The 12887-nt window shown below is 69.2% G+C and carries 12 protein-coding genes; all 12 read right to left on the reverse strand.

What is annotated here, in order from left to right; translation table 11 throughout:
• Positions 1-227: 227 nt before the first annotated feature.
• The 12 genes from ABL57_RS09325 to ABL57_RS09380 are packed head-to-tail and all read right to left on the reverse strand — an operon-like array spanning position 228 to position 12739.
• A complete protein-coding gene (locus ABL57_RS09325) occupies positions 228-593 on the reverse strand; it encodes a DUF4913 domain-containing protein (protein WP_053004860.1) in 366 nt (121 codons plus the stop codon).
• On the reverse strand, positions 590-2269 hold the full coding sequence (locus ABL57_RS09330; protein WP_053004861.1) for a type IV secretory system conjugative DNA transfer family protein: 1680 nt from the start codon (positions 2267-2269) through the stop codon (positions 590-592). Before ABL57_RS09330 ends, ABL57_RS09325 begins: the two co-directional genes overlap by 4 nt.
• Positions 2266-3798, reverse strand: coding sequence for a hypothetical protein (locus tag ABL57_RS09335; RefSeq protein ID WP_047803189.1), 1533 nt, complete (start codon positions 3796-3798; stop codon positions 2266-2268). Before ABL57_RS09335 ends, ABL57_RS09330 begins: the two co-directional genes overlap by 4 nt.
• Positions 3798-5330, reverse strand: a complete 1533-nt coding sequence (locus ABL57_RS09340) for an SCO6880 family protein (RefSeq protein ID WP_053004862.1) — start codon at positions 5328-5330, stop codon at positions 3798-3800. Before ABL57_RS09340 ends, ABL57_RS09335 begins: the two co-directional genes overlap by 1 nt.
• Complete coding sequence (locus ABL57_RS20710; RefSeq protein WP_152683341.1) at positions 5327-7015, reverse strand: hypothetical protein; 1689 nt, start codon at positions 7013-7015, stop codon at positions 5327-5329. The genes ABL57_RS09340 and ABL57_RS20710 overlap by 4 nt, the downstream gene beginning before the upstream one ends.
• Positions 7000-7806: a hypothetical protein gene (locus tag ABL57_RS09350; RefSeq protein WP_047803192.1), complete on the reverse strand. Its 807-nt coding sequence runs from the start codon at positions 7804-7806 to the stop codon at positions 7000-7002. The genes ABL57_RS20710 and ABL57_RS09350 overlap by 16 nt, the downstream gene beginning before the upstream one ends.
• A 49-nt stretch (positions 7807-7855) precedes the next feature.
• Positions 7856-8125 (reverse strand): hypothetical protein, encoded by a 270-nt coding sequence (locus ABL57_RS09355; protein WP_047803193.1) that lies wholly within the window; start codon positions 8123-8125, stop codon positions 7856-7858.
• Between the two features lie 16 nt (positions 8126-8141).
• The gene (locus ABL57_RS20715) at positions 8142-8744 is read right to left on the reverse strand and encodes a DUF6668 family protein (RefSeq protein ID WP_152683342.1); all 603 of its coding nucleotides are present in this window, start codon (positions 8742-8744) and stop codon (positions 8142-8144) included.
• 2 nt (positions 8745-8746) lie between these two features.
• On the reverse strand, positions 8747-10213 hold the full coding sequence (locus ABL57_RS09365) for an AAA family ATPase (RefSeq protein WP_152683343.1): 1467 nt from the start codon (positions 10211-10213) through the stop codon (positions 8747-8749).
• Entirely contained in the window at positions 10213-11766 is a 1554-nt protein-coding gene (locus ABL57_RS09370) for a hypothetical protein (RefSeq protein WP_152683344.1), read from the reverse strand. Before ABL57_RS09370 ends, ABL57_RS09365 begins: the two co-directional genes overlap by 1 nt.
• Entirely contained in the window at positions 11763-12383 is a 621-nt protein-coding gene (locus ABL57_RS09375; RefSeq protein ID WP_047803195.1) for a hypothetical protein, read from the reverse strand. Before ABL57_RS09375 ends, ABL57_RS09370 begins: the two co-directional genes overlap by 4 nt.
• Positions 12380-12739 carry a M23 family metallopeptidase gene (locus ABL57_RS09380; RefSeq protein ID WP_238986022.1) on the reverse strand — a complete coding sequence of 120 codons (360 nt, stop codon included), beginning with the start codon at positions 12737-12739 and terminating at the stop codon, positions 12380-12382. The genes ABL57_RS09375 and ABL57_RS09380 overlap by 4 nt, the downstream gene beginning before the upstream one ends.
• Positions 12740-12887: the final 148 nt, after the last annotated feature.

Genomic DNA, 12887 nt, shown 5'->3' on the forward strand with positions numbered 1-12887 from the left:
GCTGACCGGGCCCTGGATCGGCCAACTCCTACGAGCTGGGACAAGTCGATCAGGGCGAGATGAAACGCAGAGAGCGCGTTGATGTCTGCGGACATGGCGCTAAAGCAGAACTCACTCACGCTGAATCCGAGCTTAGGATGCTGGTAAAACTCTTTGATGCTATCCCCCCATCGTATCCACGGGACAGCTCCTAGGAAGGGAAGGCGCTCCGCATCTCGTTTATATGTTCACCACGTCCAGCCGGTGGGTGGTTGCTGGCATTCCAACGTACGACGCATTCCCTTTTCGACGTGGGAGACCCCGCACTCCCCGAAGGGACCGTTCTTGGCAAACAACACCGAGGCGTGGCGGTCGAAATGGTCGATCCACCAGGACGACATGCCGCCTTCAGCCTGACGCTCAAGCCACTCCACGTAGAGTGCTTTGAGCCGTTTGATGGCCTCGGGGTGGGCCCACCACTGGGCGCACCAGTGCATGTTGGCGGAGCGGTCTACGGACTCCACGTCGGCCATCGTGTCCTCGACCCATCCAATGAAGTCCTCGACGCTCAGCGCTTCCTCAGTGCTTTTCGCTTCTGCTTCCTGGTCGCTCATGATCGGTGTCCTTCCGTGATCCGCTCCAGCACCGGGGTGATCCGGGCTGTCAGTTCCTTGTCCTCAAACCACCGCACGGTGCGCACGATGGTGCCCCCGCCGGTGGAGGTCTTCACCCAGGCGTGCCCGGCCGGCAACTCGGCCAGCTTGGAGACGGGCATAATGTCGCGCTGGACGGTTTGCACCGACCGGGACGCCACACCCCGGGAGGTCGAGGTGCTGCGCACTTTCGCGTCGTAGGTGCCGATGAGCTTGCGCAGCGACTCCAGGAACTCCGCGTCATCGGAGCCACCGCCGTAGACCTTCACCGCCGCGGCCGACCACAGGGTGTCCCACCCGGTGCGCTGGAGCATGTCCACGCCCTGGCCCTTGGTCTGGAAGTAGGCCGAGACGACGATGCCCATGGACCCGAAGTAGGAGTACCACTCGGGCAGCTGCTTGAGCTTGACCACGTTGCCGACCTCATCCAGCTCTGCCACCAGCGGCACCGGCAGTCGGCCCCCAGCCCGGCGGGCCGCCTGCTGGGCGGCGGTGACCACCGCGTAGACCAGGGTCGAGACGAAGGCGGCCCCGGAGCCGGCAGCGTCCTGGGTCAGCAGAATCAGGGTGTCCCGGCTGGTGACGAACCGGTGCGGGTCGAACACCGGCACCCCCGGGGTCGGGGTGGTCCAGGCCACCAGCTCGTCGTGCACCAGGGCTGAGGACATGCGCTGGGCACTGGCAGCCACCGACCCGCGGGTGTCATCGGGCTGAGCCCCCATGCCCTGCAAAGCCGCCGCAGGGCCGGCGTGGCCGGCCTGTTTGAGAGCCCGAGCCGGTTCCAGGAACTCGGCCGAGGAGACCCAGGTCAGCACGTCGGAGAGCGTCTTATCGCTCTTGGCCGCCGCCAGCAGGCACCAGGAGAGGTAGTCGCGGCCCTGGGAGTCGAACTGCGGATCACCCTTGCCACCGGCCGAACCAGAGGCGGAAGCCGTCTCAAAGATCGAGGCCACCTCCCCGGCGGACACCGTATCGGTGACGGTGGCCAGCAGGTTGAAGATCATCGCCGGGCGAGAGCTGTCGCGCCAGATGCGCTGGGGGTCGAACAGCCACACGGTGCTGCCCGTGGTGGTGCGGGCGGCCAGGACCTCGGCCACGCCATCGACCTTGTTCGACGTCATCACGAACGCGCCGGGCGCCTCGACGGCGTGCCGGATGACCTGGGAAGTGGTCTTGCCCCGGCCGGTGCCCCACACGTGCGCCGAGCACTCCCGCCAGCCCTGATAGATCGGATTCTTACCCACCAGCCCGATCGTCAGCCCGGGGCCGATGTTCTCGGCCTCCGGGTGCAGCCGGTGGGCCTCCGTGGTGCGGGCGGGGCCCATCGCCGGGTTGATCCGGCCCGGAGGACTCATCCGCCGTGCGGCTTCCTGGGTCTTGGACGGGGTGCGGGTGCCCCAGATCATCAGCGCGGCCACACCGACCACGACCTCCAAGCCCACGAGGAAGGTCGCGGCGGTCGGCCAGTCCACCGCCCCAGTGGCCAGCTGAATGCCCAAGGTGAACGGGTTCCACGGCAGGTCCCCGGCCACCGGGGTCAGCACGTTCCCCAGGTGGATCAGACCTACCGCGCCCATCACGGCGGTGAACAGGATCAGCACGCCGATGAAGCTCTTGTTCTGGTCGTTGGTGCTCATGCGTTCACCCGTGCCTGTGCGGCCGCCCAGGCGGCGTTGGTGTCGTGCACCCGCAGTTCCCCGGCGGTGAGGTTCGTCTGGAAGGGCACACCGGGGGCCTCCCCGGTCTTCAACATGAACCGGCCCCGGCCCGGGGGCGGGGAGGTGCGCCCGGTCTTGGGGTTGACCGATCCCTCGGCCGACCAGGCGACCAGCAGCGCCTTCTCCTGCTCCGAGAGGGGGAACACGGTCTCCAGCATCCCCATCTCGTTCTGCGCCAACCCACCGAGCACCTTCATGGAGGACCGCTCCATGAACCCGGTGGCGATCTTGGTCAGCTCCTCGGTCGAGAGCTGGAGGTCTTTCATGGAGTGGGTGATCAACAGCTGGCCGAGTCCCTTGGTGCGGTTCAGGCGGGTGATGCCGTCGATCTGGTGCACCAGCAGCTCCGAGGCGCGCAGGGCTTGCCAGAGTTCGTCCATGATCATCAGGTGGTGGCGCTCCTCCATCAGCCCCGCCTCGGCCAAGGTTTTGGCCGCCGAGATGCCGGCCTGGGCGTAGGACCAGCACACGATCTGCACGGCCGCCCGCAGGTCCAACAACGTCTCATCGATGGCGGAGAGGTCGAAGTCCACCGACTGGTCGATCTGCATTTCCTCACTGGTCTGCCGGCAGAACACGTCCCCGAACGGACCGTGCGCGCCCAGGGCATTGAGGCCGGCGAGCAGGTTGCGCACCTGCCCCCGATAGGCCGCCTCGTCATCGACCAGGATCGCGGCCATGATCGCAGGCCGCGCGGCCGTGATCACGTCCACCACGTCAGCGATGATCGGTTGCCGGCCCTGGGCCTCGGCGTGCTCGGCGGCCTCCGTGATCGCCATCGACAGCACCGTGGGCTCCTGCTGCCGGGCATCCAACGGGGCCTTGAACACCAGCTCCAGCAACCCGGTCAGCGCGTTGAGGCGGCGGCTGTGGATCTCCGCGCGCATCTGCCGCTGCAACGCCTCGGGCAGCTCACCCAGTCGGCGCCACAGCGGCCCAGCATCCAGCGGATTGATCGACCCCACACCCGGGGCCACTCGGATTACCTGACCGCCGACTTCCACGGTGAGCCCGGCCAGGTCCGGTTTGACGTCACTGGCGCCCACGAACAGGAACCCCTGATCCACCAGGGCCAGGGCCATGCGCACCGCCACCGAGGATTTCCCCCTCGCCTGGAGACCGAGGATGAAGCAGGAGGGGGAAGAAATGATGCCGCGCAAAAACAGGTTGATCGGGTCCCCGCAGACCACCGAGCCGTTGAGCTGGTTGCGCCCCAACACCGCCCCCACCAGGGGTGAGGAGGTGCCCACGGCGAAGGGCCACAGCCCGGCGGTCTGGTTGGAGGTGGCGGTGAACTCTGGGGGCGCCTCCACCCAAGAGGTCATCCCCCCGTGGGCGACGTCTACGCCCTTCTCCGTGAGCTCCCGGAACGCCCCAGTGCCGGCGGCGGTGGAGCGGCCGAAGAACTTGTTGAGGACCGCATCGGTGAGCTGGTCGAAGACAGACATCACAGCGCCTTTCGTACATCAGCCGGAATCGTGGCCACGGCATCGGGCACCACACCCAGGCCGAGGTTGAACGCGAACGCGGCATCGTCGTTGTAGTCGCACTCCCGTAGGCCCAGCTGCACCCCCTGGGAGGCGTTGCGCCGCAGCGTGGCCGCCACCCGGGGTAACTGCTCGGGCCGCTCCACGGTGGCGGTCACCACGATCGAGAACCGCACCAGTGAGGCACCCTCGGCCTGCTCGCGTTCGGCCTTGCGGGCCTTTTCCAGGGCGATGATCTGGGAGCTGGTGGGGCGGCGGTTTTTCTGGTTCGCCGCGAACTGCGCGTTGGTCAGCGACTGCTGCACCTGGGTGGCGGACTTGTCCGGGGACTGGGGCCGGTAGAACACCGTGACGCGCTTCTGCAACATCTCGGCGTTCGGGGCCAGCAGGGCTACCAGCGCGTTCTCCCGGAAGGTGCCGGCCGGGGGCCGCCACATCTGCCAGGACTTCGAGACCACCCCGCCGTGCTCATACCGCCCCGGGGAACCCACCACCCGGGCGGCCGAGGGCCCGACCTCCTCCCACCGCAAACCGGTGCCGGCCTCCGACAGCCGGGCCTTCTCCACGGCCGCGGCCGCCAAGGGGTTGTAGGCGACATAGGTCTGGTCGATCAGGTCGTGCTCCTGCATCAGGGACACCGAGCCCGCCCCGGCCTGCTCCAGCTGCTCCAAGAACCCACTGAGCAGCGAGGAGACGTCCGTGGCCAGCTCCTCGGCGGTGCGCTCGGGCACGCCCTCACCTGCGTTGGCCCGGGCGCTGAACGTGAGGGCGATCCACTGCTCCAGCTTGGGCACGTCCTGGTTGAGGTTGGCCACCACCTCGTCCATCGTGGCGCGGGCGAAGGCCGGCACCGACTGGGACCCTGCCTGGGCCCGGCCCACGGCCACCGCATCGGGCAGCCGCTCCCCCGGATCAGTGGTGGACTGGGTGGTGGCCGAGACCTGCACCAGCTCCGTGTTGGAGCCGGCGTCACGCTGGAAGGCGGCCCAGGTGCCCACCATCCGGTCCACCCGGTCCTGGTCCAGCAACCCCAGCCCGGAGGAGTTGGCGATGACGAACACGGTTCCGGTCTTCAACTTCGGGTGCCACAGCATCACGCCCTGGTGGCCGAACAGGTCCGTGAAGGTCACCGGCTCGGTCGCCGCCAGCACGCCGGGGGCCCGGAACGACCCATCCGGGAGCTGCGAGGTCGGCCCGGCCTTGTACGTGGTCCGGTTCTTCTTCTCCGCCCGGGAGAACATGGCCCGGGCGATCCAGCGCTCCGGCTTGGACCGGCCGTTGCGGTCCTTGGACCCGAGCACGGTGGCCACGATGAACGCGGCCACCGCGATGCCGGCGGCCACCCAAATCTGGGAGGCCATGATGAACAGGAACACGAGCACCGATCCGACGCCGAGGACCACGGTGGAGGCCATCGAGAACCCCAACAGCCCGGCCGTCTTGTCCTCAGCGATGTTGCCGTACTGCCGCACGATCACCTGGTTGCTACTCACAGATCCTCACCACTTTCGATGGATTGTTCAGCGTCCCGGACGGCTTCCCGCAGCCCGAATTCCAGTCGTTGGCCGTTGATCAACGGATTCTTTGCGCCTGTGGCCGAGGACCCTTCCCCGCCCGGTGCGGCACCATTGGTCGGAGCCACCGGCTCCGCACCGGCCGGACCCGCCGCCTCGGCGGCCCCACCGGCCGCTGCCGGGGACGGGCTCGAGCTGTGCACCTGCTCCGCACCCGAGGCCCCGCCGGTGCCGGTGCCGACGGCACTGCTGGGGGCGGCACCCGTGCTGGGGCTTTGGACGTTCTCCGCGCCCGAGGCCCCGCCCGTGCCGGTGCCGGCGGCACTGCTGGGGGTAGCACCGGTGCTGGGGCTCTGTACGCTCTCCGCGCCCGAGGTCCCACCGGTCGTGGTCCCCGGTGCGGAGGTAGGAGCTGCACCGGCCGTGGTGCTCTCCACGTTCTCGGCACCGGCAGGACCACCGGCCGGGGCAGGACCACCGGCCGGGGCAGGACCACCGCCAGGCGCGCCAGCACCAGCCGATCCCGGGGCTCCGGTCGTGCTGGAGGCACCGCCCCCAGCACCGGCACCAGCACCCGTTGCGCTGGCCCCGGATGCACCGGCACCACCACCCGAGACACCGCCAGCTCCAGCACCAGCTCCGGCAGCACCAGCTCCGGCAGCACCAGCTCCACCGGCACCAGCGCCAGCGGCTCCGGCGGCAGCCCCGGCGGCCAGCGTGCCGATTCCAGCGGTGACCGCGCCGATAGCCAGTGCACCGCCGACCATCGCCAGCCCACCAGCGCCCATGCCGCGGGGGCCGGCGCTGACTGCCGGGACCATGACCCGAGCTAGGGCGGGCATCGACAGGCAGGCCGTGAAGATGACCACGGTGCCAGTGATCAAGGTAATGACCTGGTTGGATACCTCATCATTGCCGGTGCCGCTGATCCCGTTCATCAGTGCCAGACCGAAGCCGTAGAGCACGGCCGCGACCGGCTTGAATAGGATCACCGCGATCAGCCAGCCCACCGCTTTGTCGAATGCCTTGCGTCCCCGCTCCGTGGTCGAGGCCGCAGCGAAGATTGGCAGCAGCCCGCACAGGGCCCCGGCCACCCCGTAGGAGAAGATCACCAGGGCCGCGTTGAGGATCGACCCGAGGATGGCGAAGGGGGCGAGCACGATCAGGATTCCCGCCGTGGTCAGTGCCATCGCGGACCCGCCCACGGCATCCAGGTTCATCGACTGTCCCAGCCCGTCCCGGGCCGCGTTGCCAGCGATGGTGTCCACCAGCCACGGGGCGACCTCATCGGTGACCGCCAGCGATAGCGCGACCGTCGATACCGCCAGGCCGGAGACCACCACGGTGCGGATCAGCCCCATCACCAGGTTCTCGGCCGACTCCCGGTTGTGGTCCCGAGCAATGCGCAGCACCGCAAAGGCGGTGCCGATGATGCCGGCGACGCCGACGAAGGTGGTCGTGGCCCTCTGCACCCGTTCGGTGGCGGAGCCGGCGCCCATTTCCACGGCGCCGATGTTCAGCCACCAGGTGCCCACGAAATCGAGCATCGTGGAAAAAATCTCCACCAGCCACCCGGCCATGAACAGGATCAGCTTCTCCACCGTGTCCCCGGCGATACCGCCGGCAAGGTCGGAAACCCAATCCGTGATCACTTCGGGCCCCACTCCACGTAGGGCTGGCCCTGGTGCCGGTCCCCGGTCATCATCGAGGTGCCCGAGGCCGGGTCCAGCTTCCAGTCCCCGTCCTCCCACACCAGGTCAATCTGCCCGGCGATCTTCTGCGAGAGGCCATTGCCCGAGGGCAGGTTGTAGATCAGCTGGTAGGAGGCGGCCTCATCGGAGTAGAAGTCCTGGGAGTATCCGATCAGCGTCGTAGTAGAAGCGGCCAACCCGTCGTCGCCCTCCTCCAGACCGTCGCGGATGCGCTGGGCCTTTTCCTCCAGGCGGTCCCGATTCGTGCCTTCCGCGATCGCCACCTCCAGGTCCTTGGCCGCGGCCTCACTCACCGAGGGGTCCAGGGACATGGCATAGGTCGCAGCAGCCATCAGCGACCCGGCCTCCGAATGGGCGTAGCCGACTCGCAGCCCCGAGTCCCGTCGCTCACAGCCGCCGAACTCCGGGGAGGAAGGCACCACGCTGTAGCCGGCGGCCACCCAGTCCAGGACCTCGGGGGCCTCATCGGCCACCGACACCGCGTCCTGGTTCAGCTGTGCTTGGCAGTCCCAGGCGAAGTCCTCCCCAGAGGCGGGGGCAGCCGTCTCGGCTGCCCCTTGGGTGGAGGCAGCCGAGGTAGCAGGGGCAGCGGGCGAGGTGGGGGCCTGGGCCTCATCGGGGGTCGTGAGGTTGCGGATGGTCCAGCCGGCTACCGCGACCAGCAGCAGGACCAGGGCGATCAGGGCCGGGCCGAACCAGCGGGGACGGCCCTTGTTCGTGTCGTTGTTGTTGTTCGTGTCCATCGGGGGGTCTCCCTGTCGTTGCGGTGCCGGTTGAGGAGCGGGGGCCGGCTCAGCCGCCGGTGATCATGTTCCAGATCGCCCCGGCCGCCCCGAGCAGGGCGGCCGCGACCAGCGGCCACACCGGGGCCTCGACCTCATCGCCACGGCGGCGGTTCCGCCCGGCCGTGACGAGTCCGAAGATGAAGTAGACGAACAGCACCAGCCCGGCGGCCCAGAGGATCCAGCCGAGGATCATGGTCACGTTTTCCATGCCTGGGGGCTGGGTGGGGGTGGCGTTGATGGCCGGGATCTTCAGGGCGTTGAGGGTGTTGATGAACATCGGGGGGTTTCCTTTCTCAGTGCCCGGTCTGGGCGATTTTGTGGATCTTCCGCAGCACGGTTTTCAGCCGGGTGCTGGAAGGGGCGGGGGTGACGCCGACCTCGCGCCAGGTCGGCTCATGAGGGACGGTCATGGCCACCGGGAACATGCGCGCCACACTCCGGGCGAAGGTCAAGGTGGGTTTGGTGATCCGGTTTTTGGGCCGGTCGTGGACGATGACCAGACCGACCAGCTCGTAGGGCAGCTGCCCCGTGGCGGACTTCCGGGCCAGCTGGGCGGCCGACTCCAGGGAGGTTGCGCTGGTGGAGCAGACCAGCAGCGCACGTCCGGCCCATTCCGGTTCCTGCACGGCCGCGTCCACGATGGAGTCGGAGCACAGCCCAGCCAGGGTGGACGTCCCTACCCCGCCGGAGGCCCCGACGAGCCACAGCGTGGCCGGGGTGACCTCCACCAGGGCGGCCGGCTCCTCGGCGGGTACTGGTTCCTCGGCCAAGGTCTGCTGGAGGTTCTGCGGGCCGCGGATGGAGTCGCGGGACCCGAGGATCGGGTCCTCCTCCATCGGGTCCTCTTCCTCGATGACTTCCGGCGCTGCCACGAAGGGGTTGCGGGGACTGTCCACGATCACAGTCCCTCCCGCACCGCTGCCCCGGCTCGGAGCCAGGCCCGGCGGGTGGCCGGGGTCATCGCGGAGAACCGCACCCGACCCTCCACCAGCGCCCGGTCATAGGGAATCGTGGCCACCGCACGGGCGTAGGGTGCGAACTCCTCCGCGAGTTCCTTGGCCTTGGTCTTTTGGTGGCCGGGCTCGCAGCACAGCACCACCACCACCGCATTCCGGGCGAGCTCCTGGGCGTGGGTGTCCCCGGCGTGCAGGGCGGCCAGCACCCGGGAGGCGCCCTCGGCGGCGTCATCGACGGACTTCACCGGGATCACCACCTGATCGGCGTGGCCGATCATCGCCTGCCAGTTCGCCCCGCGTTCGGTGTTGCCCGAGTCCATCACGATCGCCCGGTAGTACTTCGCGGCCACCGCGTGCAGCCGGTCCACCTCGTCTCCGGTGACCATGTGCCGCTCCTGGTCCCCGGAGCGGTCATCGGAGCGCAGCACGTCGTACCGGTCGGCCGGCTGGTGGTGGACGTATTCCGACAGGTCCCCCACCCGGGCATCGGAGGTCATGAAGTGCTCGGTGCACCCGAGCAGATCGACCACGGTGGAGGCGTGCCCGGCGTCGAAGGTGCGCCAGCCCAGCGAGCCCAGGGAGTTGTTGTTGTCCCAGGCCAGCACCCCGCCCCCGGACAGGCGGGCGAACACGGCCGCCAGGCAGATCACCGTAGGGGTCTTGCCGGCCCCGCCCTTGGGATTGAGGACCGCGATCGTGCGCGGGCCTGCCCAGTGGGCCGACACCGCGGCCTCGTCCTGGCGCTGGCTCAGCTCCGCGGCCGAGGGCGCCAGGCTCAGGCCCAACTGGTTCAGCGCCCCGCGCCACCCGCGCTGGGCCGGGGCGTCCGCCTCGGGGCGGTCCACGAAGGACGGCAGCGACTCCCGCCGGCTGCCAGCCGCAGCGGGCTCTGCCGCAGCGGGCTCCGCAGGGCGGGCCGTGGACGGGCGGCCACCGAGGAACGGATTAGGCGCGGGAGCAGCCGCCGTAGCCGGTGCAGCGGGGGCCTGTTCCTCCTCCGCCGCAGCAGCCACCGGGACGGTCTCTCCCGACGCTGGCTCTACCGGCTCAAGCTCGGCAGCAGACACCGGCTCCACCGGAGCCGACACCACCGATTCCACCGATTCCACGGCAGGAACCGACTCGGACCTAGCGGGCTCGACCGGGGCCGGGGGCTCGACGGTGGCCGGTGCCGGGGACACACTTTCCTGCCTAGAGGTGCCATCGGCACCGACCAGGAAGGTGCGGGACCCGGCAGGGTCCTCGATGTGCAGCTGCATGTCCTGGCTGGTCTGCTCCGCCAGGGTCTTGGCCGTGTCCATCACGGCCCGGCGCGCATCGGCCACGGTGGAGTGGTTCTCACGGGTGATCTGCCCGGCGGTGTCCAGCTCCACAGCACCGGTGGAGTCGATCATGGCGGTCATTCTCATCAGGGGGTCTCCTTGGCAGTGGGGGTAGGGCTCGCAGTCGGTGACGTGCTGGCTGTGGGGGTGGGGCCGGTCTCGACCAGGGCGTAGAGGGAGCCATCGGTGGACCCGGCCACCCGGGTCAGCGCCATCCCGTTGTCGGTGATGACGTCGGGCACCGCCGCCTGGCCAGCTCTGGTGGTCGCCTCGATCTGCCCGTTGCGGGTGACCTGGGCTTGCTCCCCGTCATCGGTGACCCAGGCGTAGCCGGCGGCCAGCGTGGCTTGGCCATCGAGGCGGTGGACGGTGGTGGCTTCCACATCGATCAGCGCCGTCGAGGCCAGCAGCAGCCCGTGGACTCGATCGGCCTGGACGGTGGAGGTGGTGATCTGGTTCCCGTCGAGTTCGCGCACCGCGACCTGCTTCACCGCAGTCGCATCGGTGGCCTCATCGACGTCGTAGAAGCCGACGATCGTCTGCTTGTCGTCCTTCCACGCGGCGACCACCCGGCCCTCCACGCTGCCGAGGACGGCGGTCAGCTCCGCGCCCTTAGCCGGGGCCGGCAGGGTCGCCGGCTTAGGCAGGGCGGCGGAGTCGGTGCCGACCCGCCACACCTTCCCCGCCTTGGTATCGGCAGCGATCAGATCCGCCCCCTGGGCTTCCAGGGGCTTGGCGGCCGCCGGAACCACCCGGGAGACGGTGGACCCGTCCGCTCTCACCAGCAGGGACTTCTTGGTGGGCAGATCCAGCCGGGGCACGGTGCCCCCGTCCAGGATCACGGTGGCCTCCTGGGGCACCTCGACCCGGATCGGATCGGCGGAGTCGGGAGTGAACAGCACCAGCTCCTTGGCCGTGGCGGCCGCCAGCCGGCTTTGCCCGTCCGCGGTGAACAGCGCCATCTGCGTCACGATGAACGGTGCGGTACGGCTCCACTGCTCCACACCCTTGTTCGGGGCGTGGCCGATGAGCTTGGCTCCGTCCACACTGACCGGCCGACCCTCCCAGTCCAGGACTGCCTTGACCTGGGACCCGGACATGGGTGTGGCCCACGCACCGTAGGTGTCCCACCCGGCCGGGGCCGGCACCGGCAGCTGCGCCGGTGGCGGGGTGTGCACCACCGCCACCGGCTCCCCGTCACCCTCGGTCAGGTTCATCGCCACCGAGGTACCGGCCGTCAGGGCCAGGATCCCGACGCTGCCCCAGATCGCCAGAGCACGACGACGCTGGTTCCCAGACCGGGCACCCGCCTTGCGCGTGCTGGCGCTACTCCCGCCCTGCCGTCCACTACTACTGGTGGCCGGCCCGGGACCACTCGGGGGCTCGTACTCCTCCAGGGTGCCCAGCTCGGCGTCCACGACCATCTCGAACACGGACCCGTCCTCGGTGCGGCCCTGCACCCGGCAGGCCTTCAGCCCCAACCGCCGGCACGCCTCGGCGGCCGCGTCAGCGGCGACCTCGTGCGCGGTGGCGGCATCGAGCACCGGGTAGGTCAGCACCTCCCCGTTGGCATCGGCCACGATCTGCTCCGTCCCGAAGGTCAGAGTGATCACCGGCCACGAGTGCACGGCAGGACTCATGACTGTGCCTCCCCGGCGTCCAGGTCGTGGGACTGGTGGCCCACGACCTCCCAGGCCCCGGAGTGCTTCTCGAGGTAGATCGTCACGTGCCGGGTGCCGGTGCCCTCGGCCGGTTCCCCGTCGCGGCTGGCCCACCGCCAGGTCACCTTGTACGCACGGATCGCCTTGTCCTTGGCCACGTCACGGGAAACGTCACCGATCGCCGGCACCGCCTGGGCCCGGCTGTAGGCCCGGTGCTCGGCGGGGTCCAGCCACGCCCCCTGGGAGGAGTTGCGTTCGGGCTCCGCCTGGTGGGCCGCCCACTCATCGGACATGAGCGGCTTGGCGCGGATCGCGGCCGCCGTCTCGGTGCGGTCCACAACGGTGTCCCAGGAGTGCAGCAGGATCGCCGCCGCCCGGGCGGTGGAGTCCACATCGGTGCGATCCACGTCCTGAATGCGCGGGAACGTCCCGTCCCCGGGCACCTCTGGGGTCGAGAGGCTGCTGGGCGTGGCCGAACTGGCAGGGTCCGCCGCGTTGGAGGAGGCGGAGGTTTCCTGGGCCGGGCTGGTCGAGCACGCCGCCAGGGGTAGGGCGCACAGGGCCAGGGCAGTGATCAGGTAGGGGCGGCGGCTCATTGGGGCCACGCTCCTTTCTCTCGCAGGATCGGCTCGGGGTCGATGTTGAAGCCCTGATAGGGGAAAACAACGTCGGGGGCGCCAGGCCGATAGATCTCGAAGTGCAGGTGCGTGGCCATACCGAACTGTCCCCGGTTGCCCTCCACCCCGATCACGTCACCGCGGGTGAGCTGCTGGCCCTTCTTCACACCCCAGGAGTTCAGGTGACAGAAGGCGAATCCGAAATCTGGGTCATCGCCGTCCTCCTTGGCGATCACGCACCCGTCCGCAGCGTTGAACCCGGTGATCCGCAGATCAGTCGGGGCGATCACCGGCCCACCGGCACCGGAGCCAGCACCTGGGGTGACGAAGTCCACCCCCATGTGGTTCTGCGCCCACGCGGGCACCCCCGGCACATTGCGGCTCCCGTAGCCGGAGGTGAACTTCCCCCCGGGCCGGAAAGTGTCAAGGCGGGTGAGACAGATTCCGTCAGGCGGTCTGTATGAGGGCCTCCTGTGAGGGCTG

It is taken from the genome of Kocuria sp. SM24M-10 (genome assembly GCF_001027955.1).
In the GTDB taxonomy this organism is placed as follows: Bacteria; Actinomycetota; Actinomycetes; order Actinomycetales; family Micrococcaceae; genus Kocuria; species Kocuria oceani.